The sequence below is a fragment of the Paraburkholderia domus genome, assembly GCF_905220705.1.
Classification (GTDB): domain Bacteria; phylum Pseudomonadota; class Gammaproteobacteria; order Burkholderiales; family Burkholderiaceae; genus Paraburkholderia; species Paraburkholderia domus.
The window spans coordinates 80,531-96,788 of sequence record NZ_CAJNAT010000024.1 but is presented as its reverse complement, the minus strand read 5'-3'; the positions used below and the strand labels follow the sequence as shown (position 1 = coordinate 96,788).

The 16,258-nt window shown below is 61.5% G+C and carries 15 protein-coding genes; 6 read left to right on the top strand and 9 right to left on the bottom strand.

Annotated features, from left to right (window positions below; translation table 11 throughout):
• Positions 1-99 precede the first annotated feature (99 nt).
• From KHO31_RS29610 to KHO31_RS29600, 3 genes are all read left to right on the top strand, one after another.
• On the top strand, positions 100-1,818 hold the full coding sequence (locus KHO31_RS29610) for a long-chain fatty acid--CoA ligase (RefSeq protein WP_211624742.1): 1,719 nt from the start codon (positions 100-102) through the stop codon (positions 1,816-1,818).
• Positions 1,815-3,371: a class I adenylate-forming enzyme family protein gene (locus KHO31_RS29605; protein WP_211624740.1), complete on the top strand. Its 1,557-nt coding sequence runs from the start codon at positions 1,815-1,817 to the stop codon at positions 3,369-3,371. Before KHO31_RS29610 ends, KHO31_RS29605 begins: the two co-directional genes overlap by 4 nt.
• Positions 3,372-3,457: 86 nt before the next feature.
• The gene (locus KHO31_RS29600) at positions 3,458-3,703 is read left to right on the top strand and encodes an SDR family NAD(P)-dependent oxidoreductase (RefSeq protein WP_201080622.1); all 246 of its coding nucleotides are present in this window, start codon (positions 3,458-3,460) and stop codon (positions 3,701-3,703) included.
• A gap of 123 nt (positions 3,704-3,826) precedes the next feature.
• Here the strand turns inward: KHO31_RS29600 and KHO31_RS29595 are convergent, their stop codons facing one another.
• From KHO31_RS29595 to KHO31_RS29565, 7 genes are all read right to left on the bottom strand, one after another.
• The gene (locus tag KHO31_RS29595; RefSeq protein ID WP_201080624.1) at positions 3,827-5,011 is read right to left on the bottom strand and encodes an ABC transporter substrate-binding protein; all 1,185 of its coding nucleotides are present in this window, start codon (positions 5,009-5,011) and stop codon (positions 3,827-3,829) included.
• A 72-nt stretch (positions 5,012-5,083) separates the two neighbouring features.
• Positions 5,084-5,791 (bottom strand): ABC transporter ATP-binding protein, encoded by a 708-nt coding sequence (locus KHO31_RS29590; RefSeq protein WP_201086291.1) that lies wholly within the window; start codon positions 5,789-5,791, stop codon positions 5,084-5,086.
• Complete coding sequence (locus tag KHO31_RS29585; protein WP_201080628.1) at positions 5,778-6,542, bottom strand: ABC transporter ATP-binding protein; 765 nt, start codon at positions 6,540-6,542, stop codon at positions 5,778-5,780. Before KHO31_RS29585 ends, KHO31_RS29590 begins: the two co-directional genes overlap by 14 nt.
• Positions 6,535-7,545 (bottom strand): branched-chain amino acid ABC transporter permease, encoded by a 1,011-nt coding sequence (locus KHO31_RS29580; protein WP_201080630.1) that lies wholly within the window; start codon positions 7,543-7,545, stop codon positions 6,535-6,537. The genes KHO31_RS29585 and KHO31_RS29580 overlap by 8 nt, the downstream gene beginning before the upstream one ends.
• An 8-nt stretch (positions 7,546-7,553) precedes the next feature.
• Positions 7,554-8,423, bottom strand: a complete 870-nt coding sequence (locus tag KHO31_RS29575) for a branched-chain amino acid ABC transporter permease (protein WP_211624738.1) — start codon at positions 8,421-8,423, stop codon at positions 7,554-7,556.
• A gap of 331 nt (positions 8,424-8,754) precedes the next feature.
• Entirely contained in the window at positions 8,755-9,846 is a 1,092-nt protein-coding gene (locus KHO31_RS29570) for a porin (protein WP_201080634.1), read from the bottom strand.
• Between the two features lie 476 nt (positions 9,847-10,322).
• Positions 10,323-11,234, bottom strand: coding sequence for a LysR family transcriptional regulator (locus KHO31_RS29565; RefSeq protein ID WP_201086294.1), 912 nt, complete (start codon positions 11,232-11,234; stop codon positions 10,323-10,325).
• A 137-nt stretch (positions 11,235-11,371) separates the two neighbouring features.
• On the opposite strand from KHO31_RS29565, the gene KHO31_RS29560 reads away from it, so the two are divergent.
• Complete coding sequence (locus KHO31_RS29560) at positions 11,372-12,466, top strand: tartrate dehydrogenase (protein WP_211624768.1); 1,095 nt, start codon at positions 11,372-11,374, stop codon at positions 12,464-12,466.
• Positions 12,467-12,549: 83 nt separating this feature from the next.
• Complete coding sequence (locus tag KHO31_RS29555) at positions 12,550-13,845, top strand: MFS transporter (RefSeq protein WP_201080640.1); 1,296 nt, start codon at positions 12,550-12,552, stop codon at positions 13,843-13,845.
• Positions 13,846-13,966: 121 nt separating this feature from the next.
• Here the strand turns inward: KHO31_RS29555 and KHO31_RS29550 are convergent, their stop codons facing one another.
• The gene (locus tag KHO31_RS29550) at positions 13,967-14,248 is read right to left on the bottom strand and encodes a hypothetical protein (RefSeq protein ID WP_201086295.1); all 282 of its coding nucleotides are present in this window, start codon (positions 14,246-14,248) and stop codon (positions 13,967-13,969) included.
• A 330-nt stretch (positions 14,249-14,578) separates the two neighbouring features.
• On the opposite strand from KHO31_RS29550, the gene KHO31_RS29545 reads away from it, so the two are divergent.
• On the top strand, positions 14,579-15,709 hold the full coding sequence (locus KHO31_RS29545; RefSeq protein ID WP_201080644.1) for a VIT1/CCC1 transporter family protein: 1,131 nt from the start codon (positions 14,579-14,581) through the stop codon (positions 15,707-15,709).
• Between the two features lie 44 nt (positions 15,710-15,753).
• Here the strand turns inward: KHO31_RS29545 and KHO31_RS29540 are convergent, their stop codons facing one another.
• The gene (locus KHO31_RS29540; RefSeq protein WP_201080646.1) at positions 15,754-16,068 is read right to left on the bottom strand and encodes a hypothetical protein; all 315 of its coding nucleotides are present in this window, start codon (positions 16,066-16,068) and stop codon (positions 15,754-15,756) included.
• Between the last annotated feature and the right edge of the window lie 190 nt (positions 16,069-16,258).

Sequence of the window (16,258 nt, the reverse complement as noted above, 5' to 3'; positions counted from 1 at the left end):
CTTGGTTCATTAACCAGCCGCCTTCTTCACGCGGCGGATGTAGACGAAGCGCGCACCATCCGTGTGAAACGCGCACAGACCGTAAGGCAGGAGACGCCTATGAACGAACGCCATCACCCGAATTGGCCGCCGCAGGTGCCAATGCATCTGACGCTGCCGGAAACCAACATTTTCTATAACGCCGAGGTGTCGGCGGCGCGCTTTCCGCATAAGCCGTTCATCGTCTTCTACGACACGCCGGTTACGTTCGGCGAGTTCAAGGACGAAGCTGAGCGCATAGCGGGATTTCTTCAGCAGGAATGCCATGTCAAGGCGGGCGATCGTGTGCTGCTGTACATGCAGAACAGCCCGCAATGGATCATCGCTTACTACGGAATTCTGCGTGCGAATGCCGTCGTGGTGCCGGTCAATCCGATGAACATGAGCGGGGAATTGGCTCATTACATCGAGGACAGCGGGGCGACCACGATCATCGCGCCGCAATGCCTGTTCGCAAACGTCGAGCCGCTGATCGGCACGGGTCCCGGTCAGGGCATCGAGCACGCAATCGTCGCGACGTATAGCGACTACCTGAAGCGGCCATCGCCATTCACGGTGCCGGAATTCGTGGCGGCGCCGCGCAAGACCTTCGATATTCCCGGCGTCACGCCCTGGTACAAGGTGCTCGAGCGGCGTATCGCACCCGGTCCGCTCACCACCGGTCCCGACGATCTGTGCGTGATGCCGTACACGTCCGGCACCACCGGCAAGCCGAAGGGCTGCATGCATACCCACCGCAGCGTGATGAGCACGCTGCTCGGCGGCTGCGTCTGGTTTTCGGCGCCCTCGGACGGCGTCTTTCTATCGATATTGCCGTTCTTTCACGTGACCGGCATGCAGGGCGGCATGAACAGCGCCGTGTTCTCGGGCGCCACGATCGTCTTGTTGCCACGTTGGGATCGGGAAGCGGCGGCGCTGTGCATGCAGAAATATCGCGTGACCGCGTGGCAGTCGATCACAGCGATGATGGTCGACTTCCTGTCGAACCCCAAGCTCGGCGAATACGACCTGTCGAGCCTGACGGGCGCGCGTGGCGGCGGCGCGGCGATGCCGGATGCGATTGCCAGAAAGCTCAAGTCGCTGACAGGGCTCGATTACGTCGAAGGCTATGGCATGTCCGAGACGATTGCAGGCACGCACATCAATCCGCCGCATCGGCCGAAGCCACAGTGCCTGGGCATTCCGGTGTTCGACGTGGACTCGCGCGTGATCGACCCGGTCACGCTGCAGGAACTTCCGCAAGGCGAGACCGGTGAGATCGTCGTGAACGCGCCGCAGGTGATGCAAGGCTACTGGCGCAATCCCAAGGCGAATGAGGAAGCGTTTATCCAACTCGACGGCAAGCGTTTTCTGCGTACCGGCGACCTCGCTCATATCGACGAAGACGGGTATTTCTTCATGACCGATCGTCTCAAACGCATGATCAACGCATCGGGCTACAAGGTCTGGCCCGCTGAAGTCGAGGCGCTGATGTACAGGCATCCCGCGATTCAGGAGGTGTGCGTGATCGGCGTGAAGGACGCGAAGCGCGGTGAGACTGTCAAGGCGCTGGTGGTGCCCGCTGCGGCGCATGCCGGCACGATCAGCGAGCAGGAAATCATCGACTGGTCCCATGAGCAGATGGCGGCTTACAAGGCGCCGCGCATTGTCGAGTTTGTGACGTCGCTGCCCAAGTCGGGTAGCGGCAAGATTCTGTGGCGCAAGTTGCAGGAAGAGGATGCAGCACGCACGGCCGCGGCCAGGGAGAACAGCGGCAGCACCGGAGGCGCCTCGTCATGAGATGGCTCGACGCGTCACTGGACGAACCGTTCGTCTGCATCACCGACATGCTTCGCCGCTTCGCCAGGGAGCGCGGCGAACACGCCGCGCTGATCTGCGACGGCGAGGTCGTGACTTACGCCGTGCTGGACGCACGAGTCGATCGCTTTGCCGCCGCATTGCAGCGCGACGGCATCAAGCCTTGCGATGCGATTGCGTTGTGCGCAGGCGCCTCGGTGGAATACGCCGTGGCGTTTCTCGGCGGCCTGCGTGCGGGGGCGGTGGTTGCGCCGCTCGCACCTTCGTCGAGCGCGGCGAGTCTCGTCAGCATGATCGGCAATTCGGGCGCACGCTTGCTGTTCCTCGATGCCGATGTTCATCGTTTGCTCGGACCCGTGGCGGCAGAGATCAGCGCAACCCCTGTGGCGCTCGATGTGCACGCAGGCAGCATCGCGCTAGAAGCGTGGCTGGAGCGCGGGGGAGCCGCGCCTGAACCCGTGACGATCGATCCGGCGTGGCCGTTCAACATCATCTATTCGTCAGGCACCACGGGGACGCCGAAAGGCATCGTACAGTCGCACGGCATGCGCTGGGCCTACGCGGTGCGCAGCATTCAGCGCGGCTATGGCCCTGACGCCACGACGCTGATCTCCACGCCGCTGTATTCGAACACGACGCTCGTGAGTTTCATGCCGACGCTGACATTCGGCGGGACGGTGGTGTTGATGCCGAAATTTGATGCCACCCGCTATCTCGAGCTGGCGCAACGGTACCGCGTCACGCACACGATGCTGGTGCCGGTCCAGTATCAGCGCTTAATGGCGCATCCTGACTTCGACCGTTACGATCTTTCCAGCTTTCGGGCCAAGTTCTGCACCAGCGCACCGTTCGCGGCGAGCGTGAAGGCGGACGTGGTGCGCCGCTGGCCCGGCAAGCTCACCGAGTACTACGGCATGACCGAAGGCGGCGGCTCGTGCCAGCTGGAGGCGGACGAATGTCCGACCAAGCTGCATACGGTCGGCAAACCGATGGAAGGCCACGATATCCGTCTGATCGACGAACTCGGCAACGAGGTGGCAGCAGGCGAGGTGGGTGAGATCGTTGGCCATTCGCCGGCGATGATGACCGGCTACTACCGTCAACCGGACAAGACTGCCGAGGCGGAGTGGTACGACCCGAGCGGCAAGCGCTTCATCCGCACGGGGGACATGGGCCGCTTCGATGCAGACGGGTTTTTGACGTTGCTCGATCGCAAGAAGGACATGATCATTTCCGGCGGCTTCAACGTTTATCCGAGCGACCTGGAGGCTGAACTGCGCATACATCCCGACGTCGCGGATGTCGCCGTGGTGGGCGCGCAGTCGGAGCAGTGGGGCGAGACGCCGGTGGCGTTCGTGGTGCGCCGGGCCCATGCACCGATCGACGCCGACACACTGCTTGCGTGGGCCAATGCGCGGCTGGGAAAAATGCAGCGGCTCTCCGCGCTGACTTTCATCGATACCTTGCCGCGCAGTCCGATCGGCAAAGTGTTGAAACGGGAATTGCGCGATCAGTACTATCCTGCCGCGCGTTAATGCGGTGAACGTCGCGTTGCAGCAACGCGATGTAAAAGCGCGCCACGACACCTGACTGGACACACCAACTGGAAATGGGACAAGGCATGGACAATTTTGAAGGCAAGGTTGCGGTGATCACCGGCGCCGGCTCCGGATTCGGCCGTGAATTCGCACGGCTCGGCACGAAGCTGGGCATGCGCCTCGTACTCGCCGACGTGCAACAGGACGCACTCGACGAAACATTCGCCGAGGTGAGCGCAGCGGGCGCGCCGGCAATCGCGCGCCGCGTAATCCGACCGATCCGTTTGCCGAGCGGCCCGAAGTGCGCGGTCAAATTATCGAGGCGTTGAAGGGATAGTCGGGAGTCGGCGGAAGCGCCGGCTCCAACAACGGGAAGCTTCAGATACACAAGATCTCAAAACCACAAGGCGCCGTGAAAATCACGGCGCCTTTTTTACGCCTGTATCACGCCGTCACTTGGCCGCAGCAAGCGAGTTCAACTCCGCCGACTTCAACTGCCCACCCTGAACCACCGCCGCAAGCGGATTGCCGATCACGAAGCCGCCGTGATCGTCGACACCCGTCACGCTTTGCGGATTGGCCTGCGGCGGCAACGCCTTCACGGCCTTATCGAACTGATTGCGGATCGCAGTCGCGTCGCTGACGCTGCCGGCCAGCTTCATCGCGAGTGCCGTCGCGTAGACCGCGGTGTAGTTCAGCGAAACTTCCTGGCTCGGATCCCGCCCGTCGTGACTCTTGCGGAAGCGATCCACAAACATTTTGGCGTTCGGCGTGGTGTCGTTGGCCAACGGCAATACGCCGATCGCGCCGTTCAGGGGCGCATATCCGCCAGTGACTTTAGCCACTTCGTCGAGCTTGGCCTGGTCCATGACGATAAAGCCGCCCTTGAAGCCCAACTCGCGCGCCTGCTGCGCAATCAGCCCGGTCGGCTCGGACGGGCCGCCGATGAACATCACATCGGGTTTGGCCGCCAGCACGCGGCTCACGCCGCTGTAGAAATCGGTGGCGCGGTTATACGACATCGCATTGTCCGCGACGATCGTGCCGCCGGCCGCTTCCCATGCAGGTTTGAATGCGGCGACCCAGATCTTGCCGTAATCGGTATCCGTCGCGGCGAGCGCAACCTTCTTCCCGTAGGTCGCCATTTCGTACTTGACGAAGGAGTTCAGATACGACGTGAACGAAGGAGGAATGCGCACTGTGAGCTTGTTGCCGCGCTCGGTAATCTGCGGCACGCTGGTGTACGAGAGCAGCAGCAGTTTCTGCTGTTCGTTGCTGGTCTGCACCGCGAAGCCGCCGCCCGAATGCGGCACGAGCACCACGGCGGCCTGCTGTTCCTGCGCGAGACGCCGTGCGTTGATCGCGGTTTCGGCGGGGTTGTACTTGTCGTCGAGCGGCACGATCTCAAGCTTGATCTTCTTGCCGGCCACTTCAATGCCGGCCTGATTGACGTCGGCGGCCGCCATCTGCATGCCTTCGAGCACTTCCTGGCCGTACTTCGCCGCACCGCCGCTTAGCGGACCGGAGTAGCCGATATGCACCACCTGCTGCGCCATCGCGGCGCCAGAGCCCAGCAGCGCAGTCGTGGCGACAGCCGCAACCACTCCAGCACGGCCGCACAAGCGTTTGATCGTCATACGTGTCTCCTTTGGAATTGTTCGAATGGCCTGAGGCTTAAGGTCATGCGTCAGGCTGTGCATCAAATTCGTTCAACCGCCGACGTAAGCGCGCCGGATCGCTTCATTGTTCATCAGACTCGCGTGATCACCTTCGAGCACGATGCGGCCGTTCTCGATGACGTAGGCCCGGTGCGCGATTTTGAGCGCCGCGAACGCGTTCTGTTCGGCGAGCAACACCGTCGTACCCGCGCGATTGATCTGCTGGATCACCTCGAATACCTGCTTGACCACCAACGGCGCGAGGCCGAGCGACGGTTCGTCGAGTAGCAGCACCTTGGGCCGGGCCATCATCGCGCGGCCGATCGCCACCATCTGCTGCTGGCCGCCTGAGAGCGAGCCCGCCGGATGGTCCTTGCGTTCGGCAAGAAGCGGGAACAGTGCGAACACCTGCTCGAGATTGCGCTGATTGCCGGCCTTGTCACCGCGATGCACATAGGCGCCGAGCGTGAGGTTCTTCAGTACCGACATGCCCGGGAACAACTTGCGGCCCTCGGGACACTGAATCACGCCGTTGCGCACGATCTGCGCGGGCGTCATGCCGAGCAGTTCGCGCGTGCCCAGGCGCAAACTGCCGCTCGCCGCGCGGCGCAGGCCGCTTGTCGCGAGGAAGATCGAACTCTTGCCCGCGCCGTTGGCGCCGAGCAGCACCACCAGTTCGCCGTCGTCCGCGTGCAGCGTGATGCCGTCCAGTGCGCGGAAACTGCCGTAATCGAGTGCAACGTTTTCAAACTTCAGCATGCTCGCTCCCGAGATAGGCGTCGATCACGGCCGGGTTCGCGCGAATCTCGGCAGGCGTGCCTTCGGCGATTTTCTTGCCGTAGTTCAGCACCATGATGCGGTCGGCGAGCTTCATGATCATGTTCATCTTGTGTTCGACAAGGCACACCGTCACGCCGTGCTTGACCAGCTTGCGGATCAGTTCGGCGAGGCCTTCGGTTTCTTCGGGATTCACGCCGCCCGCGGGTTCGTCGAGCAGCATCAGGCTCGGCTCGGTGGCGAGCGCGAGCGCCACAGCGGCGCGTTTGCGCTCTTCCTGCGAAATGTCGCCGGCCATCCGTTCCGCCATCGCCGACAGGCCGACGAAGTCCAACGCCTCACGCGCCTTCTCGCGGCAGATGCGTTCTTCCTGCTTGAGCCGCGCTGAATGCGTCAGCACGTCCCACAGCCCGGAGCGCGTGCGCAGCCGATGGCCGACGATCAGGTTGTCGAGCACGCTGGCCCGGTCGAACAGCGCGGTGGATTGGAATGTGCGCGCGACGCCCAGGCGCGCCATCTGATCGGCGCCCAGCTTTGTCACGTCCTGGCCTTTGAAGCGGATGCGTCCAGAACTTGGCAGATGGGTGCCGCTGATCAGATTGAAGAAGGTGGTTTTGCCCGCGCCGTTCGGTCCGATGATCGCGTTGATCTTGCCGGCTTCGATATGCGTGCTGACGTCGTCCACTGCGAGGAGGCCGCCGAAGTGCTTGCTGAGCGAGTCGATTTCAAGCATGACGGTCCCCGCGTGCAGGCTGCGACTGACGCGCGGCGGTACCGCTTTTCGGCGTTGCAAGTGTCGCGCTCGGGGTTTTTCTCGCCATATACAAACCGACGATACCGTTCGGCAGAAAGATCACCAGCAGAATCAGGATCGGGCCGAACACGACGAAGCGGTACTCCTGCAGAAACTGCAGATACTGTGTGAGCCATGGAATAGCGAGCGCGCCGAGCAGCGGGCCGGCGAGGGTGCCGATGCCGCCCACGAGCATATACATCGTCATGTCGAAGGTATGCTCGACGCCGGCCAGATCCGGTCCGAGAAAACGCACGGAGCCGGCATACAGACCGCCCGCGAGCCCCGCATAGACGACCGACAGCACGAAGGCCAGCACCTTGTTGCGCATCAGGTTGATGCCAAGCGATTGCGCGAGGCCGTCGCTATTGCGGATTGCCATGAAGGTCCGGCCGAGCAGCGAGTTGACGATGCGATGCATCAGCCACACGCCGAGCACGAGGAACGCGAACACGAGGTAATACAGCGGCCGCGGATTCTCAAACGAGACGATGCCGAATCCCGAAGGCGCCGGGATGCCGACGACGTCCGAGACGCCGTGCGTGAGGCTGTCCCATTTCTCGATCACGAGAAACATGATGTAGCCGACGCACAGCGTGAAGATCGAAAAGTAGTGGCCGCGCAAGCGCAATGACACGAGGCCGACCAGCGCGCCCAGTATCGCGACGACGACGCCGGAGGCAATGAACGCGAGCCAGAACGGCACCTGATGATCGACCGTCAGAATGCCTACCGTGTACGCGCCCACCGCCATGAAGCTGCCGTGCGCGAGATTGAACTGCCCCGTATAGCCGGTGATGAGATTCAACCCGACGGTGGCCAGCGCGAAGATATACGCGGTGGACATCACGGTGAGCATGTAGTCGTTGGCGGCGAGAAACGGAAACACGAGACCGAGCACGAATAGCAGCGCCCACCCCAGCTTGCCCTCGAATAATTTCATGACTGGTTTCACGATGCGCGCAGTTCCCTGGTGAACAGCCCCTGAGGACGAACCGACAGAATCACCACCAGCAGCACGAAGGCGATGATGTCCTTGTAGTCGGTCGAAATGTAGAAGGCGCCGAAGCTCTCCGCCATGCCGATGATCAGGCCGCCCACGATCGCGCCCGGCACGCTGCCCATGCCGCCGAGAATGATGATCACGAAAGCCTTCAGGATCACCAGTTGGCCCATCGCCGGATAGACGAGGTTGATCGGTGCGTACAGCGTGGCCGCGACGGCGGCGAGGAGGCCGGAAATGCCGAAGGTCAGCATCGTCACCTTGTTGGCGTCGATGCCCATCAGCGAGGCGCCTTCACGATCCTGCGCCATCGCGATAATGCTTGAGCCGATCACCGTGTATTTGAGGAAGAGTTGCAGCAGCACCACCAACGTGAATGCGGCGCCGATGATCAGCAGGCGCTGCAACGGCGCGGTGACGCCGCCCAGATCGATGATCCCCGCATAGGGCGTGGCCGTGCGATGAAAGTCCGCGCCCCAGATCGCTTGCGCACCGGCTTCGAGAAACAGCAGAAGGCCGATCGCGGCGATCATCGGATGCAATTCGGAAGATTTGCGCAACGGATTGAACACGAGCCGCTCGGCGAGAATGGCGAGCAACGCTACCGCGACGCCGGAGCCGATCATGGCAAGCCAGTAGTTCCAGCCGAGCCGGCTCATCAGGTAGAACGACACGAATGCGCCGACCATGTAGAACGCGCCGTGGGCGAAATTCGGCACCGCGAGAATGCCGTAGACCAGCGTCAGTCCGAGCGCAACGAGGCTGTAGATGCCGCCCAGCGTCAACCCGTTGAGAAACTGCTGCAAAAACATATCCACGCTTTTACACCCTCCAACAGGGCACGCGGCGCGATCGTCACACCAGGCTTCTGGGGACGCATCGCCGCACGCCTGACTACGGACGGGACAACAGCCGCTCTCTCGAATCCGGCGACCGTTATCGACGGTTGTCGACGGTTTGAAACGAGCACGCACCGGCGCAGACTACGAAAGTGAGTTGCGGTGGCGCGAGAGAAATTTGGCACGAGCGTTCACTTTGCGTCAACAGGTTTTTCCATTTGATTGTTCTGCATTGCAGATTATTAGGGAAGTCACTGATGATCCGGCGTACCGCCCGCGCGGCACGCCGGCATCTCGCGCTGTGCACCGGCTAGAACATATGCCGGATGCCGACATTCACGCCAGCGGTTGTGCCGGTGGCTTCGTTCAGTGCGTTGTTGACAGACAGGCCGGTGTGCATCGCGCCGTGGTTGGTGACGAAGCCGGCTTGCCCATACACCACGGTGGCCTTCGACAGCGAATAGTCGAGCCCGGTGGAGGCCAGGATCGAATTGTTCGACGAGTTGTTCCCATCGCGCGTGACCCATACGCCGGCGTCGACGTTCAGCGCCGGTGTGATGCGATAGCTGGCGCCGCCGGAATAGACACGATCGTTGAACGAGCCTGCCACCTTGTACTGTACGTATGAAGCCTTCACGGTCAGATTGTTGAACACGTAGCTGGCGCCGAGCGCACGGCCGTCGAATTCAACCACGCTCGGAATCGCAATCGATGCAGCGCTGCCGCCTGCGTTGCCGCTATAGAGCGCGGCATCGACGGTCAGCGAGCCAAGGTGATAACGCAGGCTCGCCGAGTACTGGCGGCCTGCCTGAAAATCCCCGGCCGTGCCGCCCAATGCCATCATCGCGCTGGCTTGCAGCCCGGCGATTTCCGGCGACGTGTAGGAAATGGCGTTCGGGTTGAACAGGCCCGTCACGTAGACGTTATTGAGGTAGGTGACGAGACCGCTGCCGAAGTACGACATCTCGCGTGGATCGAAGTCGTACACCGCGAGAAAGAAGGGCGAGAACTGCAAACCGGCTTTGACCGTACCGTAGCGGCTGTCCACCCCGACCCATGCTTGCCGTCCGAACTCGTTGCCATTCGAATTGCTGAGCGCGCCATTGGCAATGCTGATACCGCTTTCGAGTTCGAAGATCGCGCGCATGCCGCCGCCAAGATCTTCGGCGCCACGCATGCCGAAGCGCGAGCCGGAGAGACCGCTGTCGGTGAACGAGTATTGATGACCCGCGCTCTGGCCGGTCGTCGGGTTAAGTGTTTTGCTGGTGTAGAGGAGAGAACCGTCGACGATACCGTACAACGTGACGCTGCTTTGCGCGTGAGCGCTCTGGGCCGCGCCCAATGCGCACGCGCCTGCTAAACCGAGAATGGCTCCAAACCGATTGCGATGACTTGCCGGCATGCTTCGTGTCTCCTTGTTTATTGGAATCGATTGAACTGGCGAAGTAATGCTTGTGCTGCAAGGTTCTGGCGATCTGTTGCGCGATGCGATTTCAATGGGCGATAAGGAGCCGTCGCAATCTGATAAGGGATGCGAAATAGTGGGTCTGCTGGTGCGCGCCTTGCGTCCGGTTGCCTGCTGGGTCGTCTCCTGAATGCTGGGGCGGCGTGGCGCTGCTATGAACTCATTGATCGCGTGCTTGCGCACAGGATGCAAGCGCAATTTGGCACGACCGTTCGTTCTGTGTCAACGGGGGGAATCGCTCGTTTGACCTGCAATGCAGGCCAAAATAGGGAAAACACCTGGCATGGCGGGTGCGCTTGATTTCCGCCGTAAGGCTATGTAATGCAAGGAGTTTGGCGAAATTATCTGGTTTGAATTACCAGCCGGCCTGTTGCCGTTGAAGTTCTGCAATGCAGAACTGAAGGAAACCTGATTCAGCGTGCCCCAAGCGTCTCTATCAGCATGTCGACGAATGCCTTGACCCGCGCCGTCATCTGTAACTGTTGCGGGTACACCGCGTAAATATCCGCACCCGGCGTGCGATATTCGGGCAGCACATGGATCAGGCGGCCGTCGGCGAGATACTCCGCGATGTCCCATTCCGCCCGCATCAGAATGCCGTGACCGTCCAGCGCCCACTTCACCGCGATCTCGCCGTCATTGGTGGTGAGGTTGCCGCGCACGCGGACCGTCTCGGTCTTTTCAGCCGCGCCGCGTCCGCTGGTCAGACGCCATAGCCCGTAGCCGTCGTCGCCCTGGCGAATGCCGATGCAGTTGTGCTGCGATAGTTCCGCCGGACTTCGTGGCGCGCGTCGTTTGGCGAAATACGCAGGCGATGCGCAAAGCAGTCGCCGATTGGACGCGACCCGCCGTGCAATCACACGCGCATCCGGCGGTTCGCCAAAGCGCACGCACACGTCGAAGGCATCGTCGCTGATCGGCGGCGGGTCGACGGAGAGTTGCAATTGCACGTCCACTTCGGGAAAGCGCCGCACAAACCGGGAAATCAGCGGCGCCACGTGACTGCGGCCGAAGCCGAGCGTCGCGTTCACGCGCAGCAGGCCTTTCGGCGCCGCTTGCGAGCCGCCGAGCAACTGCGCCAGGTCGTCCATTTCGCTCAGGATTCGTCTCGCGCGCGTCAGATAGAGTTCGCCCTCCGGCGTGAGGCTCATGCGCCGTGTCGTGCGATTGACGAGCGACACGCCCGCACGCGATTCCATTTGCGACAGATGCTTGCTCACGGCCGCGGTACTCAAGCCGAGTTCGCGCGCAGCCGCCGTCAGACTGCCGCTTGCGGCAAGCGTGGAGAAGAACGCGAGGTCGTCCGGTTGTATCGACGAGGTCATGTTGAGTGGGCCAATGAACAAACCGATGAGCGATTCATTATTAACCTCAGGTTAAGGATGCTTTGAGTCTAGCAGCGTTTTCGCCGGCGGTCCTCGTTCTAGGATGCAGCCATATGTTCAACATCATGGAGACGCAAGTGAAGACCTACCGCATCGCAACCATTCCCGGCGACGGCATCGGCAAGGAAGTCGTGCCCGCGGGCCAACGGGTTCTCGAGGCCATCGCCGCGCGAAACGACGCCTTCAATTTCGAGTTCGAGAATTTCGATTGGGGCGGCGACTTTTACCGTGAGCATGGTGCGATGATGCCGGCCGATGGGCTCGATGCGATCCGCAACAAGGACGCGATTCTGTTCGGCTCGGCGGGCGACCCGCATATTCCCGATCACGTGACGCTGTGGGGTTTGCGCCTGAAAATCTGCCAGGGCTTCGATCAATATGCGAACGTGCGTCCCACCCGCATCCTGCCCGGCATCGACGCGCCGCTAAAGCGCTGTGGCCCGAAAGATCTCGACTGGGTGATCGTGCGTGAGAACTCCGAGGGTGAGTACTCCGGCGTAGGCGGGCGCGCTCACCAAGGCCATCCGATCGAAGTGGCAACCGATGTCTCGATGATGACCCGTGCGGGCGTCGAGCGCATTCTTCGTTTCGCGTTCCGACTTGCACAGTCGCGGCCGCGCAAGCTGCTGACGGTGATCACCAAGAGCAATGCGCAGCGGCACGCAATGGTCATGTGGGACGAAATAGCGCTTGAGGTATCGAAAGAGTTTCCCGACGTCGAATGGGACAAGGAACTCGTCGACGCCGCAACGGCCCGCATGGTCAACCGTCCTGCAACGCTCGACACGATCGTCGCAACGAATCTTCACGCGGACATTCTCAGCGATCTGGCAGCGGCACTTGCCGGCAGTCTCGGCATTGCGCCGACTGCGAATCTCGACCCTGAGCGCCGCTATCCCTCGATGTTCGAGCCGATTCACGGCTCCGCTTTCGACATCATGGGGAAAGGCCTCGCCAATCCGGTCGGCACGTTCTGGTCGGTCGTGATGATGCTCGAGCATCTTGGCGAAACGGGCGCTGCCCGGCAACTGATGAACGCGATCGAACGCATCACGGCTGACCCGGCGCTGCACACTGGCGACCTCGGCGGCACGGCTACGACAGCGCAGGTGACCGACGCCGTCTGCGCGATCCTCGCAGCGGAACCGGCGGCGCAGTTCAAGGCGGCCTGACCTCGCAACACACAACGTGCGTGACACAAAAACATAACGCCCGGACGAACACGTCACGGGCGGCTTAAAGTTCGGAGACAGGCATGACCAATGAATTGCAAGCCCGTGTGGTTCGCAAGCTGACGTGGCGCATTTTGCCCTTCGTGATGCTGCTTTACTTTGTCAGCTTTCTCGACCGCGTGAACGTCGGTTTCGCTGCGCTGACGATGAACAAGGACCTCGGTCTTTCGCCGACCATGTTCGGGCTCGGCGGCGGCATCTTCTTTCTTGGATACTTTCTATTCGAAGTGCCCTCAAACCTCATTCTGAACAAGGTCGGCGCGCGCATCTGGATTGCACGCGTGATGGTGACGTGGGGGCTGGTGTCGGCGGCTTCCGCGTTTGTCGTCGGGCCGAACTCGTTCTATACGCTGCGCTTTTTGCTCGGTGTGGCCGAAGCCGGCTTCTTCCCTGGCATCATTCTTTATCTCAGCCAGTGGTTTCCCGCGCGGCAACGCGCGGTTGCGGCCGCCGCATTCATGGCGGCCGCACCGTTGTCGACGGCAATCGGCTCGCCCATTTCAGGCGCGATCATGCAGATGCCGGCCCTGTTCGGATTGAAAGACTGGCAATGGCTGTTCATCGTCGAAGCGATTCCCGCTGTCGTACTCGGATTCGTGGTGTTGAAAGCACTCACCGATTCGCCCGAAAAGGCGACGTGGCTTGCCGCGGATGAGAAAGCGTGGCTTGTCGCGACCTTGCGCGAGGAACGTGCGGGACGTGAATCGCAGGCAGGCCATGCGGCAGGCGCGCTCGCGGCACTGCGCGATCCGCGCGTGTGGATCATGTCGATGATTTACTTCGGCACGTCCGCGGGCCTCTATACGCTCGGGCTATGGGCGCCGCTGATCATTCGTCAATTCGGCTTTAGCGCGCTTGGCACTGGCGCGTTGAATGCGATCCCCAGCGTGCTGGCCGTGATCGGCATGGTGCTGTGGGCTCGCCATTCGGATCGCACTGGCGAGCGCACCTGGCACGTGGTGATTCCGTGCGTTGCGGCAGGCGTTGGACTCGCATGGGCAGGCTTTGCAGATACCATCGTTGCGGTGGTGCTCGCATTGATCGTCGTGAACGTGGGCATCAGCGCGGCCAAGGCGCCGTTGTGGGCCATGCCGAGTACCTTTCTCTCGGGCGCCGGTGCGGCGGCCGGCATTGCCATGATCAACTCGATCGGCAATCTTGGCGGTTTCGTCGGCCCATTTGCTATTGGCTGGCTGAAGAGCGTGACGGGTGGATATGCTGCCGGACTTTACGTGGTGGCGGCGAGTCTCGCGGTATCCGCCATGCTCGCTTTGCTTGTCGGTCGGCGAGGATATCGGGCGGCTCCCGCGCCGCAATGATCTCGCGTGTTTCTGGCCGGCTTTCTGATTGAAGATGCACCTCGCTCCCGCGCCGATTTTTGTCCGCTGACTTGCTGCGAGTAACGGACAGCGCGGAGGTGCATCGCTTCATCGCGTGGTTTCAATGATTGAACACTCGCGAGTTCTTACCCGCGAAATGCATCGTTGAAGATTGCGAAAGGCTGCTGGCAGGCGCGCCGTAACCAGAACTGTCGCCGTAGCCCGACATCTTGTGCGAAGGCTGCTGAGATTGCGTACTGGGCTGATTGTTCTGCGTGTCGTGCATCGAGACGGCGGGCGCTGTGCTTGTGTCATTCATCGGTGTGTTCATCTGCTGGGCAAACGACAGGGTCGGGATGGCGACAACCGAAGCAATGAGCATGATGTGTTTGAGTGCTTTCATGATGGTTCTCCAATAGTGTGATAGTGCCGCGCCGACCGTGCTGGTCGATGCGTGTCCACAGAATAAGCAGCTTTCCTTAACTTCTCCTTAGGCGAGCCAAAACACCTTTTTTCCATATTTCGAAGCGCGGAAAATGCTAGACGACAGTGGCGAAAACCTATGCCCGATCAGGGCACGCATAAGCCTGTCTTAAGAGAAAATCGTGCAGAACCGAATGGGGATGAGAACCGTTGGTGTTCTCGCTAAAGATGCGTTTTAGGGGTTTTGTGATTTCCGTGTCTGAATCGATTACGCTTCGTTGTGATCGACCCGATATGCAGACACGTCACCATGGCATCCAAACACGAAGTCAAGCGGTACAGAGCCAATCTCTCCGATGAGCTCCATAGCGCCGCGCTCTATGAAACGCTCGCGAAAGTCGAGCGGGACGACACGCGTAAGCAGGTCTACAGTGACCTCGCAAAGTCGGAGCGCGATCATGCGCAGGTATGGGCCGACAAGCTGAGAGCTAACGGCATCCAGCCGAAGGGCACCGGCCAGGCCGTGAAAACACGCCTGATGAAAGCGCTGGTACGTGTGTTCGGCGCGGGTTTCGTGTTACCCACACTCGCTGCGGCCGAATACGCCGACCGCAACAAATACCGCGGGCAGCCGGACGCGGGCCGCATGTCGGCCGATGAACATCACCACGCGGCGGTGGTCCAGACCCTGGCTCACGGCGGCGGCGACCCGGATACGTCGCAAGGGGCGCGCATCGCCGCAGCGGAGTCGTGGCATAAGGGCGTTTCGTCGGGTAACGATTTGCGCGCGGCCGTGCTCGGCGCGAACGACGGTCTCGTCTCGAACTTCTGCCTGATCATGGGTGTGGCCGGTGCGGGAACCGGCAACAAGGCGATCCTGCTCACGGGGCTCGCCGGCCTGATCGCCGGCGCGTGTTCGATGGCGTTGGGTGAATGGCTGTCAGTGACCAATGCGCGCGAGTTGGCCAGTACCCAGATTGCTAAAGAAGCGGAAGAACTGGAGATGTCGCCGGAAGCGGAGGAGCACGAGCTGGCGCTGATCTATCGTGCCAAGGGTCTGGACGCAGTCGAGGCCAAACGGGTGGCATCGCAGATGATGCGTGACAAGGACAAGGCGCTCGATACCTTGACCCGTGAGGAACTCGGACTCGATCCCGCTGAATTGGGCGGTAATCCGTGGTCCGCTGCGGGGGTCTCCTTTTGCCTGTTCTCAGTCGGCGCGATTTTTCCGGTGATGCCGTTCCTGTGGACGCACGGGCTTAATGCGATCGTGCAATGCATCGTACTTAGCACGCTTGCGCTCGCGTCCATTGGGGTCTTTACCTCGCTATTCAACGGACGCGGCGCGGGGTTCTCCGCCATGCGGCAGGTCGTCATCGGCCTGATTGCCGCGGGGTTCACGTTCGGAATCGGCAAGCTGCTTGGCGTGTCGATCTCGTGACCGCGATCGTGGCGTCGGCCGATGCCGCCGCTACTCCGTTTGCCTCAATCCCCATCCCAGCCATGGCGCTCGTGCCATTCGCGCTCGTGCTCCTCATGCTCGTGATGGCGCCACTGCCGTTCACGCCATTCCTGCCGCTCATGCCATTCGCGGGCGCGCCAGTCGTCGCCGTAGCCATATCCCACCACCGGCGCGGGCGCGTAGACGACCGGCGGAGGCGCAATGTAGGCCGGCTGGGCAGGCACGAAGACCGGCCCGGGAATGCCAATGCCGATGCCCACGTCGACGTGGGCGGAAGCGGCTGTGGAAGCCACTAATATCGCGCCGCCGAGAATCACTGATAATAGGTTCTTGCGCATGTTTTTCTTTTCGCCTGATGGTTGCAGGCGATGACAGTGAAGATGGTGCGCAGTTTAGGCAGGGCCGCGGTTTGCAGGTGCAAGAGGGATGCGAGATTGGTAACACAGAGTAACGGTGCGCAGCCTTAAGGTTGCCCTAATGATTCCCGTGCGTCATGAGCCGGCTAGACCTCCGGTTTTCCTCCGCTGC

Excerpts from the sequence above, each read along its gene's own strand:
- KHO31_RS29555 (WP_201080640.1), top strand. The coding sequence starts at position 12,550 with ATGACCAATGAATTGCAAGCCCGTGTGGTTCGCAAGCTGACGTGGCGC.
- KHO31_RS29585 (WP_201080628.1), bottom strand. The coding sequence starts at position 6,542 with ATGCTTGAAATCGACTCGCTCAGCAAGCACTTCGGCGGCCTCCTCGCA.
- KHO31_RS29605 (WP_211624740.1), top strand. The coding sequence starts at position 1,815 with ATGAGATGGCTCGACGCGTCACTGGACGAACCGTTCGTCTGCATCACC.
- KHO31_RS29570 (WP_201080634.1), bottom strand. The coding sequence starts at position 9,846 with ATGCCGGCAAGTCATCGCAATCGGTTTGGAGCCATTCTCGGTTTAGCA.
- KHO31_RS29580 (WP_201080630.1), bottom strand. The coding sequence starts at position 7,545 with ATGAAATTATTCGAGGGCAAGCTGGGGTGGGCGCTGCTATTCGTGCTC.
- KHO31_RS29610 (WP_211624742.1), top strand. The coding sequence starts at position 100 with ATGAACGAACGCCATCACCCGAATTGGCCGCCGCAGGTGCCAATGCAT.
- KHO31_RS29545 (WP_201080644.1), top strand. The coding sequence starts at position 14,579 with ATGGCATCCAAACACGAAGTCAAGCGGTACAGAGCCAATCTCTCCGAT.
- KHO31_RS29590 (WP_201086291.1), bottom strand. The coding sequence starts at position 5,791 with ATGCTGAAGTTTGAAAACGTTGCACTCGATTACGGCAGTTTCCGCGCA.
- KHO31_RS29550 (WP_201086295.1), bottom strand. The coding sequence starts at position 14,248 with ATGAAAGCACTCAAACACATCATGCTCATTGCTTCGGTTGTCGCCATC.
- KHO31_RS29595 (WP_201080624.1), bottom strand. The coding sequence starts at position 5,011 with ATGACGATCAAACGCTTGTGCGGCCGTGCTGGAGTGGTTGCGGCTGTC.
- KHO31_RS29565 (WP_201086294.1), bottom strand. The coding sequence starts at position 11,234 with ATGACCTCGTCGATACAACCGGACGACCTCGCGTTCTTCTCCACGCTT.
- KHO31_RS29540 (WP_201080646.1), bottom strand. The coding sequence starts at position 16,068 with ATGCGCAAGAACCTATTATCAGTGATTCTCGGCGGCGCGATATTAGTG.
- KHO31_RS29600 (WP_201080622.1), top strand. The coding sequence starts at position 3,458 with ATGGACAATTTTGAAGGCAAGGTTGCGGTGATCACCGGCGCCGGCTCC.